The following is a 21,771-nucleotide window of genomic DNA, read 5'->3' on the forward strand; positions in this document are numbered from 1 at the left end:
GTTGTCAGGCGATGATGTCGGGAATAATCCGGTCTTCGAGCGCCATCAGCCGGTCCTTCAGCATCAGCTTCTTCTTCTTCATGCGCTGGATCTGAAGCGGGTCGCAACCCATGGCAACCATCGCGTTGATGGCGGCGTCGAAATCGGCGTGTTCCTGTTTGAGCCGGGAATATTCTAGGCGTATTTCAGCCTGTTCCTGTTCGGACATTATCTACCGTCTGCGCATGCGTCGCCCCGGATGGGCCTTGGGCGGGCCGGTGGGGTTTGTGACCTGTTGGTCTTGTCACCGGCGCGCCGCTGATATCACATTTCACATTGTCGTGGAATGCTACCACGCGGCATTCGACATCGGGATTGGATGGTGGCAAACTGTCATTGTGCCGTCACAGTAGCGACCTGCGGTGGAACGTGCCTGCGACGGCTGCAATCGAGGAAACCATGAAAGGGAGAACCAATCATGTCTCTTGCATCCCATCTTGATGAGCTGCAGCGGAAGCACGGCGACATCGAGCGTGAGCTTATCGATGCGATGAACCATCCTTCGGTAGACGACCTCGAAATCGCCAGTCTCAAGCGGCGCAAGTTGGCAATCAAGGACGAGATTGAAAAGCTGAAGGCGAAACCGACCGCGCACTGAAGCTCTCTAGACAACATCACCCGCGCCCGTCGTGGTGCAACCCACCGGTGGCAAGAAATGCCACCGGCATGGTGTGTTACACAAAAATCTGCTGGACCGTTTCGGCGCACATCTCGCAGCCCGACCTGTTCGTTTGAGCCGCGGGGCCGCCGATCGAGGACAGCCGATTTGAGGACAATGGCCGTCACTGGCCATTGACAAGCCATCTTTGCTCCGCCACCTCATGCCCGGAACTTCCAGATGAAGGCGGCCGGCATGACCGGATATTTTTCCTCTCCTTTCCCACGCCGCGCATCGGTCGGCGTCGATGTCGGCGGCGTGATGGTCGGCGGCGGCGCGCCGGTCGTCGTGCAGTCGATGACCAATACCGATACCGCCGATATCGACCAGACCGTGGCGCAGGTCGCCGCGCTGCGTCGCGCCGGTTCCGAGATCGTGCGCATCACCGTCGATCGCGACGAGAGCGCCGCCGCCGTGCCGCGCATCCAGGAGAGGCTGGCGAAGCTCGGCGTCAACGTGCCGCTGGTCGGCGATTTCCACTATATCGGCCACAAGCTGCTCGCCGATCATCCGGCCTGCGCCGAGGCGCTGGCGAAATATCGCATCAATCCCGGCAATGTCGGCTTCAAGGAGAAGAAGGACCGCCAGTTCGCGGCGATCGTCGAAATGGCGATCAAGCACGACAAGCCGGTGCGCATCGGCGTCAACTGGGGCTCGCTCGACCAGGAGCTTCTGACCCGGCTGATGGACGAGAACCAGGCCCAGGGCTCGCCGCTCACCGCGCAGGAGGTCACCCGCGAAGTGATCGTGCAGTCGGCGATCCTGTCGGCCGAGATGGCCGAAGAAATCGGACTTGGCCGCGACAAGATCATCCTGTCGGCCAAGGTCAGCGGCGTGCAGGACCTGATCGCCGTCTATACCGAACTTGCGACCCGTTCGAACCACGCGCTGCATCTCGGCCTGACCGAGGCCGGCATGGGCACCAAGGGCATCGTCGCCTCTTCCGCGGCGATGGGCATCCTCCTGCAGCAGGGCATCGGCGACACGATCCGCATTTCGCTGACGCCGGAGCCGAATGGCGACCGCACGCGCGAGGTGCAGGTCTCGCAGGAACTTTTGCAGACCATGGGCTTCCGGCAGTTCGTGCCGATCGTCGCTGCCTGCCCCGGCTGCGGCCGCACGACGTCCACCGTGTTCCAGGAGCTGGCGCAGAGCATCCAGGCCGACATCCGCAAGAACATGCCGGTGTGGCGCGAGAAGTATCCCGGCGTCGAGAACCTCAAGGTGGCGGTGATGGGCTGCATCGTCAACGGCCCCGGCGAATCCAAGCATGCCGATATCGGCATATCGCTGCCTGGCACCGGCGAGACGCCGACGGCGCCGGTGTTCATCGACGGCAAGAAGGTGGCGACGCTACGCGGTCCTTCGATCGCGCAGGATTTCGAGAAGATGGTCGCCGACTATATCGAGCAGCGCTACGGACACGGCAAGGCCGCGGCCGAATAGGCCGATGCGGCGATTGCTCAAAGCCGCGCTGATCCTGCTCTGCTGGCTCGGCTGCGCCGGGCAGGCGCTCGCCGATCCGCCGCAGTCGCGATCCGCGGCCAAACGGCTGATCAACCGCGTCTGCGATCTGATCGAGACCGAGGCCGGCAAGAACGGCCTGCCCCAGGATTTCTTCGCGCGGCTGATCTGGAAGGAGAGCCGTTTCGATCCGAATGCGGTGAGCCCGGTCGGAGCCGAAGGCATCGCGCAATTCATGCCGGGCACGGCCAAGCTGCGCGGGCTTGCCGACCCCTTCGACATCGAGCAGGCTATCCCCGCGTCGGCGAAATATCTTGCCGAAATGAAGGTAGGCTACGGCAATCTCGGCCTCGCGGCGGCCGCCTACAATGCCGGCGAGAACCGCGTGTCGCGCTGGCTGGATTTGGGCGGCTTCCTGCCGATGGAAACCGAGAGCTATGTCTTCGACATCATGGGCGAGCCGGTCGACAAGTTCTCGGACACCGCTTACGGCGGCACCATCCAGCCGCTCGATCCGAAGACGAGCTTCGCGGTTGCCTGCCGCAGGCTGCCGGTGATCATGTCCGAGACCGTCGCCATGGCCTCGATCAACGTCAAGCCGTGGGGCGTGCAGGTGGCCGGCAATTTCCGCCGCTCCGCCGCGATCGGCCAATGGCTGCGAGTGCGCGGCCGGTTCCCGGCCCTGCTCGCCAGCCACGATCCGGTGGTGAGCCGCGTGCGCACGCCGATCGGCCGGCGCGGCATCTACGCGGTCAGGATCGGCGCCGACTCGCGCGCCGAGGCGGACGGCATCTGCGGCAAGCTGCACAGCGTCGGCGGGGCATGCGTGGTTATGCGCAACCGGTAGCGGCGGATGAGCTGGAAAGTACGGGCATGACAGCCAAAATCATCTTGCTCAACGGTGCCGGCAGTGCCGGCAAGACTTCGATCGCCAAGGCACTGCAGACGATGACCGTCGAACCTTTCCTGCATGTGCAGATGGACGCCTTCCTGGAGATGCTGCCGGAAGCGCTGCAGGAGACTATGCCGGGCTTCGCCTACGAGACCATCTGGCAGAACGGCAAACCATCCATCGCCATCGCAACCGGGCCGGTCGGCAGGCGGGCGATGCAAGGCATGCGGCATGCCATCGCCGCTATGGCGCGCCAGGGTAACAACCTCATCGTCGACGACGTGATGGTCGGCGACGAGATGGCCGAATACCGAGCTCTGCTCCACGATTTCGAGGTGTTCGGCGTTGGCGTGTTCGCTCCGCTCGATGTGCTGGAAGCTCGCGAAAGCGAGCGCGGCGATAGGCTGCCCGGACTGTCGCGCTGGCAGTATGAGCGCGTGCACAAGGGTATCAGCTACGATCTCGAGATCGACTCCAGCGTGCTTTCACCGTTCGAATGCGCTGAGCGGATAAGGGCAAAGTTCCGACTATAGAGCCACGGCTCAACCAGGCGGACGGCATCTGCGGCAAGCTGCACAGCGTCGGCGGGGCGTGCGTGGTTATGCGCAACCGGTAGTTCGCATCGCAAGGGAAAGTCTGAAACGCTGGCGGGACAGCGCCCCCTCTGGCCTGCCGGCCATCTCCCCCACTTGGGCATAGGCGCTAAGATAGGTGTTGCAGCGCGGAATCGGTTGTGATTCTACGCTGAGGATGACACACGAATCACTTGTTGATGACGGCTGGGCCGAGACGATTGCGCTTCTCGGCGGCGAAGAGTTGATCGCAGGAAGTGCGCGCGAGACGAAGGCGTTCCTGCGACCGCGGGGTATCCGGTCGGCGTGCGATCTGTTGCGCCTGACATTGGCTTACTGCCTTGGCAAGGTGGGCATGCGGGGCGTCGTGGCCTGGGCGGCGGCGAGCGGGATTGCCGACATCTCGGACGTGGCCTTGCTCGGCCGGCTGCGCAATGCAGGGCCGTGGCTGCAGCAGTTGATTGGGCATCTTTTGAAGCGCGAGGAAAAAGGCTTGGCCAAGGGCCGGCTGATCCGCATCCTCGATGCGACGGCGGTTGCCAAGGCCGGTGCGCATGAGAAGAAGAACAATGGCCTTTGGCGCATGCACTGCGCCTTCGAGCTTGAGCGCGAGCAGTTCGATTTCCTCGAGATCACCGACCAAAGCGAGGCCGAGCTGATCGACCGCGTGCCGGTGGTGGCGGGCGAGATCCGCATCGGCGACCGCGCCTATCTGCAGGCCGAGCGGATCGCAAGGGTCATGGCGCAAGGCGGCGACGTTGTCGTGCGCGCGTCGTGGAAGAATGCGCGATGGCTCGACGCCAACGGCAAGGCGTTCGATCTCATCGGCTACCTGGAGAGCCGCCGCGAGGAAGTCTTCGAAACGCCTGTCCGGTTGGCCCTCAAGAAGGGCGAGCCTGTGAAGATGCGCCTGATCGCCTTGCGCAAATCCGAGGCAGCGGCACAAGAAGCGCGGCGCAAAATCAACAAGGAAGCCAAGGCCAAGGGCAACAAGGTTCGACCCGAGACGCTGATTGCGGCCGGCTTCGTCATCCTTGTGACCTCGCTTGACCGGCAGGAGTTTCCCGCCGGCACGGTTCTCAAGCTCTATCGCATGCGCTGGCGCATCGAGCTCGCCTTCAAGCGTCTGAAGAGCCTGATCGGGCTGCGCGCGCCTCCCGCCAAAGACCCAAGGATCGCAAAGCCTTGGATTCTTGCCCACTTCCTCATCGCGCTTGTGACCGAACCCCTCTCGCAGGAGTTGGGTGTCTCTCCCCCTTGAGCGACGGGCGCCCGCTGCTGTGGCGCGCCACCCGCCAGATCGTCGCCTCGCTGATCGCAGCGATCTTTACTCAGCCTCGCTTGGCAAGCTTGCGCCAAAATCTCCATGCCTTGCGGCATCGTTGGCGTGAGCCACCGCGAAAACGCAAATTTCAAGCCATGCCAAAGCTATCTTAGCGCATATGCCCACTTGGGGGTGTATGGACTGGGGACATCGCGAACAGGTGTGCGAAGACATCGCGAACAGTTTCGTGCGTTTTGCGCGGGGAGGTTCGTGGTGCCATTCGAGGCCAGGAGCGTGATGAGCCAGAAGGAAGAGTTTGTAAGACTGGCGCTGGCGCCAGGGGCGAATGTGAGCGCGCTGTGCCGTCGCTTCGGGATCGGACGAACCTGCGGGCACAAATTGATCGCGCGGTTTGGTGCGGAAGGCGTAGCCGGGCTGGCGGAGCGTTCGCGGCGGCCAAAGTCGAGCCCGCGGCGCAGCCCGCCGTCGCTGGAAGCAGCGGTTGTGTCGCTGCGGAAGGAATGCCCGGCCTGGGGTGGGCGCAAGATCGCTGGCGTGCTCGAGCGCGACGGCATCGGCGCCATTGCTCCTTCGACGGTGAGCGGCATCTTGCGGCGCAACGGCGTCGAGCTGGGTGCGTTGGGCGGCGGCGCTCAGCCCTTCATCCGCTTCGAGCACGAAGCCCCCAACGATCTGTGGCAGATGGACTTCAAGGGCCATGTGCCACTGCGCCAGGGACGGCTGCATCCGCTCACCGTGCTCGACGACCATTCGCGCTTCTCGCTGGCCCTGGAGGCCTGCTCCGACGAGACGACCGAGACCGTCAAGGCGCGGCTGATCACGGCGTTCCGGCGCTATGGCCTGCCGTGGCGCATCGCCATCGACAACGGCCCGCCCTGGGGCGACGGCGGCCGCAACAACCTCACCGTGCTCGGCGTCTGGCTGATCGAGGTGGGCGTGGCCATCAGTCATTCCCGGCCCTACCATCCCCAGACGCTGGGCAAGGACGAGCGCTTCCACCGCTCCCTCAAGGCCGAGGCGCTGCAGGGGCCGCCCTTCGAGAGCCTCCAGCACGCCCAGAGCGCCTTCGACAGCTGGCGCCATCTCTACAACACCAAGCGCCCGCACGACGGCCTTGCCGGCGCTGTGCCGCTCGACCGCTACCGGCCCTCCGGCCGCGACTTCTGCGAGACCGTGGCGCCCTTCGACTACGCCGCCGGCGACCTCCTGCGCAAAATCCAGCAGAAGGGAGCGACCTCGCTGTTCGGGCGTGCCTTCAAGATCTGCAACGCCGTCGCCGGCAAGGTCGTCGCCTTCAGGCCGACCGAAATCGACGGCGTCTTCGATGTCTTCTTCCGACACCAGAAGATCCAAACCATCGACCTCAACCAGTTCCAGCGCTAGCATGGGAAACTGTTCGCGATGTCTTCGCACACCTGTTCGCGATGTCCCCAGTCCATACAGGGGGGAGATCAGATGTTGTGCGCATCTTTCCCAACGCCGAAAGCTGCCTGCGCCTGGTCAGGGCGCTGGCCGTCGAAACCAACGAAAACTGGATGGAGGCCAACCGCTACATCAACATGGACGACCTGCGCGAGCACAAGAAGCTCGCTCTGCGCCAAGCCGCATGACCAGCCTCATGGCCGCCCCTTTTTGCAGAACTTGACGCACACAACCATCTCCCCCCAAGTGGGGGAGATGGCCGGCAGGCCAGAGGGGGGCGCGAAGGAACTCGGCGGTGGTCGATGGCCGCTAGACGCCACCTGCCCTTACGCCGTCTTGGCCGTCACCGTCTCGCTGAGCCAGGTGCCGATCTTGGCGCCGAGGCGATCGGGGGAGACGGGCTTCGGCAGGTAGTCATCCATGCCGGCCTCGATGCATTTTTCGCGGTCGCCCTTCAGCGCATGCGCGGTGACGCCGATGATCGGCGTGTGGCTGCCGTTCCGCTCTTCGATCGCGCGGATGGCGCGCGTCGCCTCATAGCCGTTCATCTCCGGCATGGACACGTCCATCAGCACCAACCGCGGCCGCAGCGAGCGATACATCTCGACTGCGGTACGGCCGTTGCCGGCGATGCGGTAACTGAGGCCCAGGCCGTTGAGGATCTGGCCGAAGACCAACTGGTTCACGTCATTGTCCTCGGCGATCAGGATGTCGATCGGCCCGCTCGGCGCGGCGGTGGACTCCGGCGCCGCCGGTACCGGAACGGCAGGGCCGCGAATGACGGTGAAGGCCGGTGGAGCCGCCTGGGCGAGGATCGGCTCGCGCACGAAATGCGCCTTGGCGCCTTGTGTGCGCGCCCTCTGGATGGCGGAGATCACGGTGCCGAGCAGCACCGCCGAGCGCGCCGGCTTGGTGAGATGCGCGACGATGCCGAAATCGATCACCATCCTGCCGAAATCGACCTGATCGACGGAGGTGAGCAGCACGACCGGAATGGAAGACAGCCGGCTGTCGGCGGCGATCGCCCTGGCGACGTCGGCGCCGTTCATGCCGGGCATCTGGTAGTCGAGGATGATGCAGTCGACCGAGGCGCCGAGCTGGCAGGCACGGTCGAGGAAGGCGAGGCCGACCGCGCCGCTTTCGGCAGCGGCGCAATCGAAGCTCCAGCTGCGCAACTGCTCCAGCAGGATCTCGCGATTGACGGGGTTGTCGTCGATGACCAGCACACGGGCGCCGGTGACGTCGACGGGCACGATCTCGTCGCGCGCTTCCTGGCGGTGCATCGGCAGCGGCACGGCGAACCAGAAGACCGAGCCGCGGCCGATCTCGCTTTCGACGCCGATCTTGCCGCCCATCAGGTCGACGAGGCGGGCCGAGATGGCCAGCCCAAGGCCAGTGCCTTCGTGGCGACGGGTGGACGAGCCGTCGACCTGGGCGAATTTCTCGAACACGCTCTGCAGCTTCTCGGCGGGAATGCCGATGCCGGTGTCCTCGACGCGGACCTTGAGCTGGACCGTGCCATCGGCGACATCGCCGCCGACATCGATCAGCACATGCCCCTTCTCGGTGAATTTCACCGCATTGCCGAGCAGGTTGGTGACGATCTGGCGGAAGCGTCCGGCGTCGCCGACGACGAAAGCCGGCAAGCGCGGATCGACGCGCACGATGAGCTCGAGGTTCTTTTCGGCAACGCGGGCCGACACCAAAGTGGCCACGTCCTCGACCGCTTCCGCGAGGCGGAAGGGAGCGGGGTCGAGCGTCAGCTGGCCGGCATTGATCTTCGAGAAATCGAGAATGTCATTGATAATGGTGAGCAGCGCGTTGCCGGATTTGACGATGACGTCGGTGAAGGTCTTCTGGCGCGGCGTCAGCTCGGTCTTGGCGAGAAGCTCGGCCATGCCGAGCACGCCGTTCATCGGCGTGCGGATCTCGTGGCTCATGTTGGCGAGGAATTCGGACTTGGCGCGATCGGCCGCCTCCGCCTTGAACAAGGAGGCGGCGGTCTCGGCGAAGGCGCGGCGGATCGCGTTCTCCATCGGCCGGAAGATCAGAACCGCCGCGACGGCGATCACGGCGATCAGCAGGCCGCTCGCCCACATGAGCAGCCGGTCGTTGGAGGCGTCGGCGAGGCGCCGTTCGTTATCGAGCGCGGTGCGCACGCGCACCAGCATCGGCTGGGCGAAAAGGTCGTTCTGGTTGCGGATCTCGCGATAGCTCCATTCGTCGACTTTCTGGGCCACCGACATCAGGTTGAAGTTGCGCACCATGTCGCGCGCCGACCAGAACAGATCGCCGTTCACCGAGGCGGATTCGAGCGCGTTGAGGGTGTCGTTCGACAGGCGTGGCCTGATCGCCGCAAGCCGCGCGTTCAGGATATCGATCTCGCCCATCAGCCGTTCGGAATGGCCACGCGCGGCGGTGGTCAGTGCTTCGCGGGTCTCGGCCCGCCAGGCCGTTCCGGTCGTCTCGGCGAAATTGGTGGCGTTGCGCAGGTCGCGGGAGAAGATGACGAAGTTGCCGCTGAGGGCGTCGACCTCGTGACGGTATGAATTCACGCGGTTGAGCGCGAACATGACGGCGGCCGAGGCCAGTGCGAAGACGAGCAATCCCGAAAAGTAGCGAATCCGGATCGACCGGATGAAGGAGGAGTACTCCGGCATGCGCAACCCCAAACCCATACGCACAATTTTAACGGTCGGGATTACGCTTGATTTACATTAAGATTTCGTTGGTGCCGGGCGGGTTTCGCCGGAGGTGCTACTGGTTGACGACGAGAGAGCGGTATCGAGAAGCCACCACCGCAATGATCGCCAGGTGAAGCAGGATCGCGAGAGCTGCACCGATCAATTGCGGGGCAAGGCCTCCCGTCCGGCCAATCATCCAGATCGTGGCGACGCTCAGCGGCAAAAACAAGGTGACGCTGGTGATGAGGCCGGGATTGTATTTGCGGAGCCGCGCCGATGTGACGAGGTGCGCGAGCGCGTTCACGACCATGACATAAGGGGCAACCAGGCCCCAGGCAGGCCCCCATAGGAATGCCGCGTAAAGAGCCAGCAGGTTGATGCCCCAGACAAAAGGTAGATTGATCACGAGAACCGAGGCGACGGTAAGAGCGTTTCGGCCGCCGAAAACATTCTCGTTCGCGAATTTGCGGAATCGGTCGCCGGTGTGCTCTTCGACCTGATGGATCATGTAAAGCGGGCTGTGCAAGAGGATCAGGAACACCGGCAACGAAAGCGAGACCACTGGCGCAACCGCGATAAGCGATGCCGCCATGAACCCGGCACCGATGACCCAATAATCGGCCAGCCAGCCTTGCAGTTTAAGCATTGGTTCCCGCCTCGTCACATTTGTCAGTTGGTGATCCTGCACGAATGGACGCGGATCACCAGAACCAATCGAATGCGTGGACGCCTTGCCCATAGGGACCGGCGCTCCGTGACGGTGTCGAACATTGACTGCCGCGACCGGCCCTGAGACAGTCAATAAAGAAGCGCCCTCCGAAACATGGCACTCCGTCGGCTCAGCCACCCGTTTGCGGCTGCCGGCCGCCTGTCATTGATCAGAGATGGAAACACCGAGCACGAGAGGCGGCCGTGAGCGAACCTACACAGCGAGTGGTTGAGACCAACGGCATCCACCTCAACATCGCGGAGCAGGGAGATGGACCCCTGGTGCTTTTGTGCCACGGCTTTCCCGAGTCGTGGTATTCCTGGCGTCATCAGTTGGCCGCGCTTGCGGCGGCGGGCTTTCGCGCCGTCGCCCCCGACATGCGGGGCTATGGCAAGAGCGATCGGCCGGAAGCGATCGACCAATATACGCTCTTTCACCTGGTCGGCGACATGGTGGGCCTTCTCGACGCCCTTGAAGCCCCCACCTCCGTCATCGTCGGCCACGACTGGGGCGCGGTCGTCGCCTGGCATGCGGCGTTGCTGCGGCCGGACCGTTTCCACGCCGTCATCGGCCTCAGCGTGCCGTTTCGGCCACGCGGCAATGGGCGCCCGACCAGCCTCATGCCGCGAACGGCGGATTCCCAATTCTACCAGCTCTATTTCCAAGAACCCGGCGTTGCCGAGGCAGAGTTGGAACGAGACCCGCGGGCCACGGTGCGCACCATGCTTTACGCCGTATCGGGAGATGCTTTGGACGGTGGCGCCGGAATTGCCATGGTCCCGCACGGCGGAGGCCTCCTGCAAGCCGCCGAGGCGCCTGCGAACCTGCCGCACTGGCTCAGCGAAAGCGACATCGATTTCTACGCCGGCGAGTTCCAGCGCACCGGCTTTGCCGGAGGTCTCAACTGGTACCGCAACATCGACCGGAACTGGGAGCTAATGGCGCCCTTTGCCGGCGCGCGGATCAAGGTTCCCGCGCTCTACATAGCAGGCGACCGCGACTTGGTGGTCGCTTTCCCCGGCATGGATCAACTGTTGGCCAATCTCAGGAACTTCGTTCCGCAAATCCGCGATACGCTGATGCTGTCCGGCTGCGGGCATTGGACCCAGCAGGAGCGCCCGGACGAGGTCAACGCCGCGATGATCGATTTCCTGCGGAGCTTGCCGAACCGGGGCTAGTCCAAGGGAAAAGCGCGTATCGGCTCCGACACGGAAAGTTGGGCGGGCCGCTCTGCAAGCGGCCCGCTTTGCTCGGGTTCAGACCCTATTCCTTGGCCCGGTAGGCGTCGGGAATGACGAAGACCTCGTCGGCGCGGCCATAGCCGCCATCGGGAACCTCCTCGATCAGCACCATCGTGGTGGGACGCACACGTTCGCCGAAATAGTCGACGAACATCTGCGTGGTCTTGTGGACCAGGTCCTCTTTCTGCGCTCTCGTAAGAGCGGCTTCGGGCATCTTGAAGTTGGCAAAGGGCATTTCCAGGTTCCTTTCAGGTTGGGTTTCAGGGCTTTGGGTGAAGGAGGTCGGCAAGGCCGATGCGCTCCAGAAGCTGGGCGCGGACGCGGTCGGCGACACCGTTGACGATGGCCGCACCGTCATCGGACGGATCGATATGGACGCGGAACGGCCGGCGGCCATGCGGCATTGCCACCAGATCGACAATGGCCTCGGCGACTTTCGAGGGATCGGCATCGGCGGGCTCGAGGCCGGCAAGACCTTTTAGCGCCTGCTCATCCGCGCCGGCATAAAGGCCCGACCAATAAGCGGCGGCTCGCCCGGAGTCGGCCGGCTTGCCGGAATGGGCGAAATGCTCCGTGCCCTTGGTGAAGGCACCCGGCACCACGATGCTCGTCTCGATGCCGAAACGGGCAAGCTCCAGCGCGTAGCTCTGCGCCAGCGCATCCATGCCCGCCTTGGCGGCGAAATACGGCGCGAGGAAAGGCGGCGTGCCGCCGCGCGTGCTGCTCGATCCGACCCATATCATCAGTGCGCGGCCGAGCGAGCGCATATGCGGAAGCACGGCACGGTTGACGCGCTGGGTGCCCAGCACATTGACGTCGTAGAGCGCAGCCAATTGATCCGGCGTGAAGGCTTCGGCAGGCCCGAACACCATATGGCCGGCATTGTGGATGACGACGTCGATCCTGCCGGCTTCCGCCAGGATGGTTTCCACGGCCGCCTCGATCGACGGTTCCGACAGCACGTCGAGCGCGATCGGACGCAGCGCCAGTCCCTCCTCGCGCGCCAGCCTTTCCATGTCGGCGGCTGCGGCTCCTCCACGCGCTTGCGGATCGCGCATCGAGGCATAGACCCGGTGACCGGCCATGGCGAGCGCCTTCGCGGTCATCGCGCCAAAGCCGCTCGATGCGCCGGTGATGAGAATTGTCTGCTGCATGGTAGCTCTACCTTTAGATCGCGCCGCCATTGGCGCGGATGATCTGGCCGTTGACCCAGTGGCTGTCCGGGCCGGCAAGGAAGGCGACGAGCCCGGCGATGTCGTCGGGCTGGCCGAGGCGGCCGAGCGGGATGAGCCGGGTGATCGCCTCGATCTGCGCGGCGCTCTTGCCGTCGGTGAAGAGTTCCGTGTCGACCGGGCCGGGCGCGACGGCGTTGACCGTGATGCGGCGCGGGCCGAGCTCCTTGGCAAGGATATGCGTCATCGCTTCGACGCCGGCCTTGGTCGCGGCATAGATGCCGTAGGCCGGCTGGTAGAAGCCCACGACACTTGAAGAAAAATTGATGATGCGGCCGCCATCGTTCAGACGCCTTGCAGCTTCGCGCATGCCGCGGAACGTGCCGCCGAGATTGACGGCGAGCTGGCGTTCGAACGCAGCGTCGTCGGTGTCCGCGATCGGCGACAGCCGCATCATGCCGGCATTGTTGACGAGGATGTCGGCCTTGCCAAAGGCCTTTTCGGCCGCATCGAACAAAGTGACCATGCCGCTCGGTTCGGCGACGTCTGCCTGTACCGCGAGCGCTTTTCCGCTGGCGGCTTCGATGACTGATACGACTTCGTCGGCAGCGTCCTTGCCACGCGCATAGTTGACGATGACGGCCATGCCATCCTGGGCGAGCCGTTCGGCGATGGCCGCGCCGATGCCTCTGGAGGCGCCTGTTACGATCGCGGTTCTTGTCTTCTGCATGATCGATCTCCGTTCATTGTTGTGAAGGGGATATAGATCGCGGCGCTTTCAGGTTAATCGGTCTTCTATTGACAGCAGTATTCGGATGGAGCGAACAATTGGCGATGGATCGATTGGACAGGATGCGGCTGTTCGTCCGCGTGGTGGAGCGGCGCAATTTCACCGCGGCCGCAGCCGATCTCGGCCTGCCGCGCTCGACCGCGACCGAAGCGATCCAGCAACTGGAGGAGCATCTGGGGACAAGGCTGCTGGACCGAACCACGCGCCATGTCGCCACGACGCTCGACGGGCAGGCCTATTACGAGCGCTGCCTGTCGATCCTGGGCGAGGTGGAAGATGCCGAGGCCGGGTTTCGCAGCGCCGAGCCGCGCGGTCTTTTGCGCATCGATGCGCATCCGCTGCTCACGCAGCGCTTCCTGCTGCCGGAACTCCCGGCCTTCCTGGAGCGCTATCCCGGCATCGATCTGCATATCGGCCAGGGCGACCGGCTGGTCGACCTGGTGCGCGAAGGGGTCGACTGTGTCGTTCGCGCCGGTGAACCGCAGGACAGCGGCATGATCATGCGGCGGCTGGCGATGATTAGCGAAATCACCTGCGCCAGCCCGAGCTATCTGAGGCGGCATGGGATGCCGGCCTCACCGGAAGCGCTGGACGGCCATCAGGCCGTCGGGTTCGTCTCCTCGCGCACGGGCGAGGTCCTGCCGCTGGAGTTCACGATCGGCTCAACGGTGCGTCAGGTCACGTTACCCGGCCGGGTGCGTGTGAACAATTCCGACACCGCCGTCGCGCTGGCGCGCCTCGGTTTTGGGCTTCTGCAAGCGCCACGCTACCGGCTGGAAAAGGATCTCATGGACGGGACGCTGGTCGAGGTTCTTGGGGATTTTCCACCCACCCCGACGCCGCTCTCGGCGCTTTATCCGCAGAACCGCCAGCTCGCGCCGCGACTGCGTGTGTTCCTGGAATGGGCGTCGCGCATTTTCGCCAAGGCAAAACTGTGAAACCGGTTCGGCTCGGCTAATACCCACGCCTTCAGTTATTGCGCGTCGCGACAAATGTCGCCGCCGCCTTCAGCAACGCTGCCCGCTCTCCATAAGGATCGAGCAGCGCGTGCGCCTGGTCGATCAGGCCGTGCAGCTGCTCGCGCGCCCAGTCGGGGCCGTGCAGCGCGGCGAGCGTCGCCTTGCCGGCGGCGGCGTCCTTCTTCGTCGCCTTGCCCATCTGCTTTGCGTCGGCCGTGAGGTCGAGCAGGTCGTCGGCGAGCTGGAAGGCAAGGCCGATGGCCGAGCCGAATTCCGCCAGTCTTTCGCGATCGGCGGCGGGCGCGCCGGCGACGATGGCGCCGGCCTCGCAGGCGAAGCGGATCAGCGCGCCGGTCTTCATCGCCTGCAGCCTGATGATGCCGGCCTCGTCCGGCCGCTTGCGCTCGGCCTCGAGGTCGAGCGTCTGGCCGCCGACCATGCCGCCGGCTCCCGCGGCGCGGGCGAGCGCCAATACGAGCGCAATCCGGCGCTCGGCCGGCAGCACGGTCGCCTGATCGGCGATGATGTCGAAAGCCAGCGTCAGCAGCGCATCGCCGGCAAGGATCGCGGTCGCCTCGTCAAAGGCCTTGTGCACGGTCGGCTGGCCGCGGCGCAAATCATCGTCGTCCATGGCCGGCAAATCGTCATGGATCAGCGAATAGCAATGCACGCATTCCAGCGCTGCCGCGACGCGCAGCGCCGCTTCATCATCTGCTGAAAAGAGCGCCGCACTTTCCATGACCAGAAAAGGGCGGAGCCGCTTGCCTCCGTTGAGCGCGCCATGGCGCATCGCCGCCATCAGGCGTTCAGGCCGGGCGATTTCGCCGGAAAGCAGGGGTGCATCGAGGATTTGCCGCAGCAGGTCCTCGCTTGCTGCGGCGCGCGCAAAAAGCGCGGTTTCGAAGGCCGTCTGGTCGTCTTTCATCATGGCCGGGACCGGTAGCCGACACTCAGACATTGCGCAAGAAGCCTGGCACCTTTATGCCGTTGAGCGCATGGCACGGGTGGGGCGGCTTGACGGAACCGATCGTCGAACATGAAAGCGAAGGGCTGGACATGGCGCGACCGCGGCGCCTGAATCGCGCCGGTCTCAAGCGCCTTGGCCGGCGCTGCCTGATCACGGCGATCGTGCTGGCGGCTATCCCGGTCGTGCTTACCTTCCTCTATCTGCCGCCCTTCGTGCATCCCGTCTCGACGCTGATGCTGAAGGATCTCGCGACCTTCTCCGGCTACGACCGACGCTGGGTGTCGATCGACGACGTAGCGCCGGTGCTGGCGCATTCGGTGATCATGTCGGAGGATGGGCAGTTCTGTTTCCATCGCGGCGTCGATCTCGGCGAGTTGCGCGGCGTGGTCGACGATGCGCTTGCCGGCGAGGCGACGCGCGGCGCCTCCACCATCACCATGCAGACGGTGAAGAACCTGTTTTTGTGGTCGCGGCCGCTGGGCAGCGTGCGCAAGGTGGTCGAACTGCCCCTGGCCGTCTATTTCGACGCGGTGATGTCGAAGCGGCGCATCATGGAGATCTATCTCAACATCGCCGAATGGGGCCCGGGCATCTACGGCATCGAGGCCGCCGCGCAGCATCATTTCGGCGTCTCGGCCAGGCAATTGTCGCGCCGGCAGGCGGCACTGCTTGCCGTCACCTTGCCCAACCCGATCGCGCGCAATCCGGCCAGGCCCGGCCCGGGTTTGAGGCGACTCGCCAATCTGATCGAACGGCGGGCCGGCAGGTCGGGAGCGTATGTGGGCTGCTTGGATTGACGCGGACGGGCGCCGGCTCAAAAAAATTCGCGGGCAGTGCTGGCCAAAACGGCGCAACGCGTGTATAGGCACCCGACTTTCTCAGATTATGGCCTCGATGCGGCCCTTTCGCGAGGGTTGCCGGGGCATTTTGACCATGTAGTGGAGCATATCCATGGCCGTTCCAAAAAGAAAAACCTCTCCGTCGAAGCGCGGCATGCGCCGCTCGGCCGACGCCCTCAAGGCCCCGACCTATGTCGAGGACAAGAATTCCGGCGAAATGCGCCGCCCGCATCATATCGACCTGAAGACCGGCATGTATCGCGGCCGCCAGGTGCTGGAGCCGAAGGAAAGCTGAGAAGCTACCACGGTTTGTGATTTTCAAAGACCGGCCAATGGCCGGTCTTTTTGATTTGGCATCAGCGACTACAGAGCCTTCGGGCGAGATCGTGCGTGTTGGCCAAAAGCAGAGGACAACCGGCTGACATCGTTATTTCATTAGGTCTTACAGCGTGTTCGCCCGGTTGCCGAAAAATCTTGACGGCATGCCTGCCGCGGATTTTACAAAAGGGTGCCTCATTGGAGACGCCCAGATGTTCGGTGCCATCCCGCTGCTGATCGTGCCCTTCGTCCTCTACAATCTCGGACTGCTCGGGTTGTTCGGCGGCGGCGACGATCCATGGATGACCGAGATGTTCTCGTTCCGCATGATGTCGGGCGGCGTCTTCTCGATGACGCTCGGCGATCTGATGTTGCTGATCGGGCTGATCTTCCTGTTCATCGAGATCTCGAAATCGGTGCGCACCACCAATGCATCGATCCTGGATCATCTTTTGTCGACGCTGGTCTTCATCGCCTTCCTGGTCGAGTTCCTGCTGGTGAAGGGCGCGGCGCATTCGGTGTTCTTCACGCTGACGATCATAGCGCTGTTCGATGTACTGGCAGGCTTCTCGGTGTCGATGCGGTCGGCCAGCCGCGATATCAATTTGAACTGAAGACATAGAATTTCTGATCGCATGACTTCGCGATTGGCGCAGCACATTGATCGCGTCGTCATTCTATGGCGGAGCAAGGAGCGAAGCGACGCGCGCAGACCGTAGAATCCATTCCGTGACTTCGAAGCGTTGCCGCGGTACAGAATTCTGCTCCGCTGCATTGCCTGGCCAAGGTAACGGCATGGATTCCAGGGTCTCCGCGACGGAGCTTCGCTCCTGCTTCGCCCTGGAATGACGAAGTTTCTTCGCCCCGCCTCAGCCTGCCACCGCTTCAGCCTTCCGCGCGACCACTGCTTCGTACGCGGCCTGCAGCTGCTGGCGCACGGTCGGGGTGCCAGGCGGCGTCTTTGCCGGCGCGCCGAGATGTTCGTGGCGAAGCTCGTCCATGAACTGCTCCCATAGCGGGGGGCCGCCCTTTTCGAGGAGCTCGGCGCGGATCGAAAGCTCCTCGCTGACCGGAAGCCACACGCGCCCCCAGGCGCCGAGATGCGCCATGATCGGCACCAGCGTGATCGCCATCTCGGTCAGGCTGTAGATCGCCTTCTGCTTGTGACTGGGATCGTCGGCCTTGGTCAGCAGACCGAGCTCCATCAGCCGTTTCAGCCGGTCGGCCAGGATGTTGGAGGCGATGCCTTCCAGCGATCCGTTGAGCAATTCGCGGAAATGGCGCCTGCCGCCGAAGATCATGTCGCGCAGGATGATCAGGCTCCAGCGGTCGCCAAAAACCTCGAGCGACAGATTGATCGGGCAGCCGGACCGGTGGTCGATGCTCATGACAGTCTCCAAAAAAACCAGTTGCATTATGATATCGGTCTGATTATCGTGCAACTGATTGCAAAATGCAATCGGATTGAAGCGCAGAGGAGAGAAGAATGACCGCTTTGCCTCGTCCTGAAATCGTCTCGGAGACCTTTGGCAATCCGGCCGATCCGGCGATCCTTCTGATCATGGGCGCCATGGCCTCGATGCTCTGGTGGCCGGAAGCCTTCTGCCGGCAGCTCGCCGAACGCGGCCGCTTCGTCATCCGCTACGACAATCGCGACACCGGCCGGTCAACCAAATATAAGCCCGGCCAGCCGCCCTATGCGTTCGAGGACATGGTGGACGACGCCATCCGCGTGCTCGACGACCACAATGTCCGCAAGGCGCATGTCGTCGGCATGTCGATGGGCGGCATGATCGCGCAGATCGTGGCGCTGAAATATCCCGAGCGTGTCGGCGCGCTCACCGTGATCTCCAGCTCGCCGCTCGGCGTCGATACCTCCGGTTTGCCGGGGACGAGCCAGGCCTACAAGGAGCATTCCGCCGAAGGCGCCGGTGTCGACTGGTCGAACCGGGATCGGGTGCTCGACTACATGGTGAAGGACGCGCGGGCGCTTGGCAGCACTCTGCATCCGTTCGACGAGAGACGTACGCGGGCGATGATCCAGGAAGACTACGACCGTTCCGGCGGTCTCGGCAGCGCGAGCAACCACTTCCTGCTGAAGGGCGGCGAGCAGGAGCGACGGATAAACGACCTGACGGTGCCGCTGCTCGTCATCCATGGCGCCACCGATCCGATCTTCCCGATCGAGCATGGCGAGGCGCTTGCCGACGCGGTTCCCGGCGCCAGGCTGGTGCGGATCGAAGGCGGCGGCCACGAATTGCACCGCAACGACTGGCTGCAAATCGTCGAAGCCATCGCGACGCATCGCTAGAGCGTTTCACCGTTTCACGGAAACGGCGAACCGCTCTATCTCTTTGTTTTGGCGCAATTCCGGACGGAAGGCTACGGCGAAGTCGCCGAGCCCAACCGTTTCACACTTTTCCTGAAATTGCTCTAGCCGGCAGGGGCAGCCTTGACTCTGGCGGTCCATGAAAATAGTTAAGTGATCACTTCAGTGTTACCACCTCGACGCCCGACGACAGGAGAAAAAATGTCCCTGACGCTGCATTTCCATCCGCTCGCTTCCTTCTGCTGGAAGCCGCTGCTCGCGTTCTACGAGAACGGCACGCCCTTCACGCCGGTGATCGTCGATCTCGGTGACGAGCAATCGCGCGCGGCCTTCCTGAAGGTTTCGCCAACGGGCAAGATGCCGGCTCTGCGCGACGACGCGCGGGACCGCACGGTGCTGGAATCGACCATCGTCATCGAATATCTCGCCGTCCACTATCCCGGGCCGGTCGAGCTCATCCCCGCCGACACCGACCTCGCCATCAAGGTCCGCCAGGCCGACCGCTTCTACGACTTCTACGTGCAGGAGCCGATGCAGAAGATCGTCGGCGACCGGCTGCGGCCAAAGGACAAGACCGATCCATTCGGGGTCGAGCAGGCGCGCGAGCAGCTGCGCAATTCCTACGCCATCATCGAAGAGGAGATGAGAGGGAAGGAGATGCAGGGAAAGACTTGGGCGGTCGGCGAGACCTTCAGCATGGCAGACTGCGCGGCCTCGCCGGCGCTGTTCTACGCCAACAAGGTCGAGCCGTTCGGCGACAAATTCCCCACCGTGAAGCGCTATCACGACCGCCTGCTCGAGCGCCCGAGCTTCGTCCGCGTGATCGAGGAAGCGCAGCCCTATTTCAAGCTCTTCCCCTATAGCAACGGCTAACCGGCGATGCTGCACGATCCCGCCCAGCTCGACCTGATGTTCCAGGCGCTCGCGGATCCTGCGCGGCGCCAGATGGTGGACCGTCTATCGCGTGGGCCGGCCTCGGTCAGTCAGCTGGCCGAACCGCTGGCGATGTCGCTGTCGGCCGTCGTCCAACATCTCAACGTTCTCGAGGCGAGCGGCCTGGTGAGCACCGAGAAGCTTGGCCGGGTGCGCACCTGCCGGATCGAGCCGAAGGCGCTACGGGCCGCCGAGCACTGGATCAACGAGCGGCGGCTCGCCTGGGAACGCCGGCTCGACCGCCTCGGCGATTTTCTCGCTGAAACCAAAGACCAAAACTGAGGAACGCCGTCATGACCGAACGATCCGTCGTCCATTCCACCTTCGTCATCGAGCGCTTCTACCCGGCGGCGCCCGAAAGGGTCTATTTCGCGCTGAGCGATCCGGCGGCCAAGAAGCGTTGGTTCTTCGATCCCGACAATCCGATGCCGAGCCGGCATGAAATGGACTTTCGCGTCGGCGGCAGGGAGGTGAATGCCGGTTGCCCGAGAGACGGGCAGATGCATTTCTTCAATGCCGTCTATCAGGACATCGTGCCCAACCGGCGCATCGTCTACAGTTATGAACTGTTGTTCGGCGAAACCCGGGTCTCGGTTTCGCTTGCGACGATCGAGCTTGTCGCGGAAGGCAAGGGCACGCGACTTGTCCTGACTGAGCAAGGGGCCTTCTTCGACGGCATCGATACGCCCTCCACACGCGAGCATGGGACGGGCGAGCTGCTCGACGCGCTCGGGGCGGCGCTGGCCGAGGGAATCTAGAGCGTTTCACCATTTCACGGAAGCGCCGAACCGCTCTAACTCTTTGTTTTGCGCAATTCCGGGCGGAAAACCGCTCACACTTTTCCTCGAATTGCTCTAGGAATCGGGACGGAAGGAGCGGTTAGCTGCCGGGCGTGCCGATCTCCTCGACATTCCAGAACTGATCGAGCCAGATGTTGAGTCGGAGGAAGCCGGCGGTGCTGACGGCGTAGACCCGCCTGGTGCCCTCCGCCTTGGCGTTGACCAAGCCGGCGTCGAGCAGGACTTTCAGGTGCTGGGAAACGGCCGGGCGCGAGACGGGCAACCCGGCTGCCAATTCGTTCACTGTCTTGGGACCGCGGCGGAGCTCTTCCAAGAGATAACGCCGGTTAGGATCGGCTATCGCCACGAAGGCGTCGGAAAACATCATGCCTTATTTGTGAGGCAAAGTTCTCCAAATCTCAACTATCGGTTTCAACCTTTCTGCGCGGATCGAGCCGCAAGGCTTCCGGCGTGACGGCACGGTCGGCCGGCTGCGTCTTGAAGGCGTCGCGGTTTTCGATCGGAACCGGCGCGCGAGCGCGGATGCGCAGCAGCGTGTAACCGGCGAGGCAGAGATGGGCGAGCGCGGTTGCAAGGAAGAGCGCTTCGGGGCGCAGCCAGCCCATCAAGGCGGCCGCAAGCAACGGTCCGATCATGGTGCCGAAACCATAGAGCAGAAGCAGGCCGCCCGAAACCTTGACGAAATCCTCCGCCCGCGCGTGGTCGTTGGCGTGCGCGACGGCGATCGAATAGAGCGTGTAGGCGAAGGCGCCGTAGGCGGCGGTCATCACGATGACGAAGACACCCGAGTGCGGCGCAAAGAGGAAGATCAGCACCGCGACCAGCGCCGCGCCGAAGGCAGCGCCCGCCAGCACGAAGCGGCGGTCCGTCGTGTCGGAAAGCCGCCCCGCGGGGAGCTGCATGGCCGCACCGGCGATGACCACCAGGCTCATCATCAGCGCGATCTCGGCGGTGGAGATGCCGATGCGGGCGCCATAGACGGCGCCGAGCGTGCCCCAGGCGCCATTGGCGATGCCGATCAGAAGGCAGGCCACCGCCGAAACCGGCGAATTTGCATAGAGGCCTTTGACGTCGAGCTTGACGTCCTGCAGCGGCTTCGGATGCGACTGCGTCGACACCGCAGTCGGAATGAGCGACAGGCAGAACAGGATGCCGGTGATCATGAACAGCGAGGCTGATCTCACGTCGCCGCCGGCGACGATCATCTGGCCGCCCATGATCGAGGCATAGGTGACCATCATATAGAGGCCGAAGACGGTGCCGCGGTTCTCGTTGGTCGCCTTCTCGTTCAGCCAGCTTTCGATGACCATGAAAGCGCCGGCCATGGTGAAGCCGGTGAAGGCGCGCAGCAGGATCCAGAAATATTCGTCGATGATGAGGCCGGTGAGCAGTGCGATGATCGCACCGGAGGCGGCGAAGGCGCCGAACGCCCTGACATGGCCGGCGCGGCGCACGAGGCGCGGCGCGAAGAAGCAGCCGGTGACGAAACCGCCGGCCCAGGCTGTGCCCATCAGGCCGAGCGAGGCGGTCGAGAACCCCTCGACCTGGCCGCGCAGCGGCAAAAGCAGGCCATGCAGGCCGGACGCCGCCAGCAGGAATGCGGTGCCGCGCAGCAGCGAGAGGATCGGTCGGTAGGTTGCGAACATGGGCTGATCCGGCTGGAGATTTCAGAGCGCAGCTCTGGCAGTCGCTTTCAGG

25 protein-coding genes and 1 pseudogene are annotated in these 21,771 nt (G+C 63.8%); 16 read left to right on the forward strand and 10 right to left on the reverse strand.

Annotation, left to right across the window (positions count from 1 at the left end; translation table 11 throughout):
* Positions 1–4: 4 nt before the first annotated feature.
* Positions 5–208 carry a DUF465 domain-containing protein gene (locus QAZ47_RS08270; RefSeq protein WP_040974304.1) on the reverse strand — a complete coding sequence of 68 codons (204 nt, stop codon included), beginning with the start codon at positions 206–208 and terminating at the stop codon, positions 5–7.
* Positions 209–457: 249 nt separating this feature from the next.
* Between QAZ47_RS08270 and QAZ47_RS08275 the strand changes: the two genes are divergently transcribed.
* The 7 genes and pseudogenes from QAZ47_RS08275 to QAZ47_RS08305 all read left to right on the forward strand — a co-directional run.
* Positions 458–637: a YdcH family protein gene (locus QAZ47_RS08275; protein WP_126087177.1), complete on the forward strand. Its 180-nt coding sequence runs from the start codon at positions 458–460 to the stop codon at positions 635–637.
* Positions 638–892: 255 nt separating this feature from the next.
* A complete protein-coding gene (gene ispG, locus QAZ47_RS08280; protein WP_278232902.1) occupies positions 893–2,143 on the forward strand; it encodes a flavodoxin-dependent (E)-4-hydroxy-3-methylbut-2-enyl-diphosphate synthase in 1,251 nt (416 codons plus the stop codon).
* Positions 2,144–2,147: 4 nt separating this feature from the next.
* Positions 2,148–3,008 (forward strand): lytic transglycosylase domain-containing protein, encoded by an 861-nt coding sequence (locus QAZ47_RS08285; RefSeq protein WP_278232903.1) that lies wholly within the window; start codon positions 2,148–2,150, stop codon positions 3,006–3,008.
* A 26-nt stretch (positions 3,009–3,034) separates the two neighbouring features.
* The gene (locus QAZ47_RS08290) at positions 3,035–3,586 is read left to right on the forward strand and encodes a chloramphenicol phosphotransferase (protein ID WP_278232904.1); all 552 of its coding nucleotides are present in this window, start codon (positions 3,035–3,037) and stop codon (positions 3,584–3,586) included.
* Between the two features lie 394 nt (positions 3,587–3,980).
* Positions 3,981–4,886: a transposase gene (locus QAZ47_RS08295; protein WP_347567203.1), complete on the forward strand. Its 906-nt coding sequence runs from the start codon at positions 3,981–3,983 to the stop codon at positions 4,884–4,886.
* Between the two features lie 300 nt (positions 4,887–5,186).
* Positions 5,187–6,293, forward strand: coding sequence for an IS481 family transposase (locus QAZ47_RS08300; protein WP_278207931.1), 1,107 nt, complete (start codon positions 5,187–5,189; stop codon positions 6,291–6,293).
* 65 nt (positions 6,294–6,358) lie between these two features.
* Positions 6,359–6,520 (forward strand): annotated as a pseudogene (locus QAZ47_RS08305) (transposase); the annotation flags it as partial.
* Between the two features lie 138 nt (positions 6,521–6,658).
* On the opposite strand, the gene QAZ47_RS08310 reads toward QAZ47_RS08305, so the two are convergent.
* Both QAZ47_RS08310 and QAZ47_RS08315 read right to left on the reverse strand, forming a co-directional pair.
* Complete coding sequence (locus QAZ47_RS08310; RefSeq protein ID WP_278232905.1) at positions 6,659–8,992, reverse strand: response regulator; 2,334 nt, start codon at positions 8,990–8,992, stop codon at positions 6,659–6,661.
* A 97-nt stretch (positions 8,993–9,089) separates the two neighbouring features.
* Positions 9,090–9,755: an HXXEE domain-containing protein gene (locus QAZ47_RS08315; RefSeq protein ID WP_278232906.1), complete on the reverse strand. Its 666-nt coding sequence runs from the start codon at positions 9,753–9,755 to the stop codon at positions 9,090–9,092.
* A 173-nt stretch (positions 9,756–9,928) separates the two neighbouring features.
* On the opposite strand from QAZ47_RS08315, the gene QAZ47_RS08320 reads away from it, so the two are divergent.
* Complete coding sequence (locus QAZ47_RS08320; protein ID WP_278232907.1) at positions 9,929–10,903, forward strand: alpha/beta hydrolase; 975 nt, start codon at positions 9,929–9,931, stop codon at positions 10,901–10,903.
* Between the two features lie 85 nt (positions 10,904–10,988).
* Here the strand turns inward: QAZ47_RS08320 and QAZ47_RS08325 are convergent, their stop codons facing one another.
* From QAZ47_RS08325 to QAZ47_RS08335, 3 genes are read right to left on the reverse strand one after another with little or no spacing between them, the layout of a single operon-like run.
* Positions 10,989–11,201 (reverse strand): 4-oxalocrotonate tautomerase family protein, encoded by a 213-nt coding sequence (locus QAZ47_RS08325; RefSeq protein WP_278206187.1) that lies wholly within the window; start codon positions 11,199–11,201, stop codon positions 10,989–10,991.
* A 25-nt stretch (positions 11,202–11,226) separates the two neighbouring features.
* On the reverse strand, positions 11,227–12,120 hold the full coding sequence (locus tag QAZ47_RS08330; RefSeq protein WP_278232908.1) for an SDR family oxidoreductase: 894 nt from the start codon (positions 12,118–12,120) through the stop codon (positions 11,227–11,229).
* Between the two features lie 13 nt (positions 12,121–12,133).
* A complete protein-coding gene (locus tag QAZ47_RS08335) occupies positions 12,134–12,868 on the reverse strand; it encodes an SDR family oxidoreductase (protein ID WP_278232909.1) in 735 nt (244 codons plus the stop codon).
* A 104-nt stretch (positions 12,869–12,972) separates the two neighbouring features.
* On the opposite strand from QAZ47_RS08335, the gene QAZ47_RS08340 reads away from it, so the two are divergent.
* A complete protein-coding gene (locus QAZ47_RS08340; RefSeq protein WP_278232910.1) occupies positions 12,973–13,866 on the forward strand; it encodes a LysR family transcriptional regulator in 894 nt (297 codons plus the stop codon).
* A gap of 31 nt (positions 13,867–13,897) precedes the next feature.
* On the opposite strand, the gene QAZ47_RS08345 is transcribed toward QAZ47_RS08340, so the two are convergent.
* Positions 13,898–14,815 carry a polyprenyl synthetase family protein gene (locus QAZ47_RS08345; RefSeq protein WP_278232911.1) on the reverse strand — a complete coding sequence of 306 codons (918 nt, stop codon included), beginning with the start codon at positions 14,813–14,815 and terminating at the stop codon, positions 13,898–13,900.
* A gap of 128 nt (positions 14,816–14,943) precedes the next feature.
* Here QAZ47_RS08345 and QAZ47_RS08350 point away from each other — a divergent pair, with 128 nt between their 5' ends.
* The 3 genes from QAZ47_RS08350 to QAZ47_RS08360 all read left to right on the forward strand — a co-directional run bounded on the left by QAZ47_RS08350 (position 14,944) and on the right by QAZ47_RS08360 (position 16,625).
* Positions 14,944–15,651 (forward strand): transglycosylase domain-containing protein, encoded by a 708-nt coding sequence (locus QAZ47_RS08350; protein ID WP_278233780.1) that lies wholly within the window; start codon positions 14,944–14,946, stop codon positions 15,649–15,651.
* Positions 15,652–15,805: 154 nt separating this feature from the next.
* Positions 15,806–15,988 (forward strand): 50S ribosomal protein L32, encoded by a 183-nt coding sequence (gene rpmF, locus QAZ47_RS08355; RefSeq protein ID WP_006203806.1) that lies wholly within the window; start codon positions 15,806–15,808, stop codon positions 15,986–15,988.
* A gap of 235 nt (positions 15,989–16,223) precedes the next feature.
* The gene (locus QAZ47_RS08360) at positions 16,224–16,625 is read left to right on the forward strand and encodes a hypothetical protein (protein ID WP_278232912.1); all 402 of its coding nucleotides are present in this window, start codon (positions 16,224–16,226) and stop codon (positions 16,623–16,625) included.
* Between the two features lie 255 nt (positions 16,626–16,880).
* Here the strand turns inward: QAZ47_RS08360 and QAZ47_RS08365 are convergent, their stop codons facing one another.
* Positions 16,881–17,399 (reverse strand): helix-turn-helix domain-containing protein, encoded by a 519-nt coding sequence (locus tag QAZ47_RS08365; protein ID WP_278206201.1) that lies wholly within the window; start codon positions 17,397–17,399, stop codon positions 16,881–16,883.
* A 98-nt stretch (positions 17,400–17,497) separates the two neighbouring features.
* On the opposite strand from QAZ47_RS08365, the gene QAZ47_RS08370 reads away from it, so the two are divergent.
* The 4 genes from QAZ47_RS08370 (at position 17,498) to QAZ47_RS08385 (ending at position 20,031) form a co-directional block, all read left to right on the forward strand.
* Entirely contained in the window at positions 17,498–18,322 is an 825-nt protein-coding gene (locus QAZ47_RS08370; RefSeq protein ID WP_278232913.1) for an alpha/beta hydrolase, read from the forward strand.
* A 219-nt stretch (positions 18,323–18,541) separates the two neighbouring features.
* Entirely contained in the window at positions 18,542–19,213 is a 672-nt protein-coding gene (locus QAZ47_RS08375; RefSeq protein ID WP_278232914.1) for a glutathione S-transferase family protein, read from the forward strand.
* A gap of 6 nt (positions 19,214–19,219) precedes the next feature.
* Positions 19,220–19,555 (forward strand): metalloregulator ArsR/SmtB family transcription factor, encoded by a 336-nt coding sequence (locus QAZ47_RS08380; protein ID WP_278206206.1) that lies wholly within the window; start codon positions 19,220–19,222, stop codon positions 19,553–19,555.
* Positions 19,556–19,566: 11 nt separating this feature from the next.
* Positions 19,567–20,031 (forward strand): SRPBCC family protein, encoded by a 465-nt coding sequence (locus QAZ47_RS08385; protein WP_278232915.1) that lies wholly within the window; start codon positions 19,567–19,569, stop codon positions 20,029–20,031.
* Between the two features lie 121 nt (positions 20,032–20,152).
* On the opposite strand, the gene QAZ47_RS08390 is transcribed toward QAZ47_RS08385, so the two are convergent.
* Together QAZ47_RS08390 and QAZ47_RS08395 are read right to left on the reverse strand one after the other, a co-directional pair.
* Complete coding sequence (locus QAZ47_RS08390; RefSeq protein ID WP_278076308.1) at positions 20,153–20,440, reverse strand: metalloregulator ArsR/SmtB family transcription factor; 288 nt, start codon at positions 20,438–20,440, stop codon at positions 20,153–20,155.
* Between the two features lie 31 nt (positions 20,441–20,471).
* Complete coding sequence (locus QAZ47_RS08395) at positions 20,472–21,719, reverse strand: MFS transporter (protein WP_278076309.1); 1,248 nt, start codon at positions 21,717–21,719, stop codon at positions 20,472–20,474.
* Positions 21,720–21,771: the final 52 nt, after the last annotated feature.

It is taken from the genome of Mesorhizobium sp. WSM4904, assembly GCF_029674545.1.
Classification (GTDB): domain Bacteria; phylum Pseudomonadota; class Alphaproteobacteria; order Rhizobiales; family Rhizobiaceae; genus Mesorhizobium.

Coding starts and splice junctions, on each gene's coding strand:
- QAZ47_RS08285 (WP_278232903.1), top strand. CDS start 2,148: ATGCGGCGATTGCTCAAAGCCGCGCTGATCCTGCTCTGCTGGCTCGGC.
- QAZ47_RS08345 (WP_278232911.1), bottom strand. CDS start 14,815: ATGATGAAAGACGACCAGACGGCCTTCGAAACCGCGCTTTTTGCGCGC.
- QAZ47_RS08380 (WP_278206206.1), top strand. CDS start 19,220: ATGCTGCACGATCCCGCCCAGCTCGACCTGATGTTCCAGGCGCTCGCG.
- QAZ47_RS08385 (WP_278232915.1), top strand. CDS start 19,567: ATGACCGAACGATCCGTCGTCCATTCCACCTTCGTCATCGAGCGCTTC.
- QAZ47_RS08395 (WP_278076309.1), bottom strand. CDS start 21,719: ATGTTCGCAACCTACCGACCGATCCTCTCGCTGCTGCGCGGCACCGCA.
- QAZ47_RS08325 (WP_278206187.1), bottom strand. CDS start 11,201: ATGCCCTTTGCCAACTTCAAGATGCCCGAAGCCGCTCTTACGAGAGCG.
- QAZ47_RS08350 (WP_278233780.1), top strand. CDS start 14,944: ATGGCGCGACCGCGGCGCCTGAATCGCGCCGGTCTCAAGCGCCTTGGC.
- QAZ47_RS08275 (WP_126087177.1), top strand. CDS start 458: ATGTCTCTTGCATCCCATCTTGATGAGCTGCAGCGGAAGCACGGCGAC.
- QAZ47_RS08330 (WP_278232908.1), bottom strand. CDS start 12,120: ATGCAGCAGACAATTCTCATCACCGGCGCATCGAGCGGCTTTGGCGCG.
- QAZ47_RS08365 (WP_278206201.1), bottom strand. CDS start 17,399: ATGAGCATCGACCACCGGTCCGGCTGCCCGATCAATCTGTCGCTCGAG.
- QAZ47_RS08310 (WP_278232905.1), bottom strand. CDS start 8,992: ATGCCGGAGTACTCCTCCTTCATCCGGTCGATCCGGATTCGCTACTTT.
- QAZ47_RS08335 (WP_278232909.1), bottom strand. CDS start 12,868: ATGCAGAAGACAAGAACCGCGATCGTAACAGGCGCCTCCAGAGGCATC.
- QAZ47_RS08390 (WP_278076308.1), bottom strand. CDS start 20,440: ATGATGTTTTCCGACGCCTTCGTGGCGATAGCCGATCCTAACCGGCGT.
- ispG (WP_278232902.1), top strand. CDS start 893: ATGACCGGATATTTTTCCTCTCCTTTCCCACGCCGCGCATCGGTCGGC.
- QAZ47_RS08300 (WP_278207931.1), top strand. CDS start 5,187: ATGAGCCAGAAGGAAGAGTTTGTAAGACTGGCGCTGGCGCCAGGGGCG.
- QAZ47_RS08295 (WP_347567203.1), top strand. CDS start 3,981: ATGCGGGGCGTCGTGGCCTGGGCGGCGGCGAGCGGGATTGCCGACATC.
- QAZ47_RS08340 (WP_278232910.1), top strand. CDS start 12,973: ATGGATCGATTGGACAGGATGCGGCTGTTCGTCCGCGTGGTGGAGCGG.
- QAZ47_RS08375 (WP_278232914.1), top strand. CDS start 18,542: ATGTCCCTGACGCTGCATTTCCATCCGCTCGCTTCCTTCTGCTGGAAG.
- QAZ47_RS08290 (WP_278232904.1), top strand. CDS start 3,035: ATGACAGCCAAAATCATCTTGCTCAACGGTGCCGGCAGTGCCGGCAAG.
- QAZ47_RS08370 (WP_278232913.1), top strand. CDS start 17,498: ATGACCGCTTTGCCTCGTCCTGAAATCGTCTCGGAGACCTTTGGCAAT.
- rpmF (WP_006203806.1), top strand. CDS start 15,806: ATGGCCGTTCCAAAAAGAAAAACCTCTCCGTCGAAGCGCGGCATGCGC.
- QAZ47_RS08270 (WP_040974304.1), bottom strand. CDS start 208: ATGTCCGAACAGGAACAGGCTGAAATACGCCTAGAATATTCCCGGCTC.
- QAZ47_RS08360 (WP_278232912.1), top strand. CDS start 16,224: ATGTTCGGTGCCATCCCGCTGCTGATCGTGCCCTTCGTCCTCTACAAT.
- QAZ47_RS08315 (WP_278232906.1), bottom strand. CDS start 9,755: ATGGGCAAGGCGTCCACGCATTCGATTGGTTCTGGTGATCCGCGTCCA.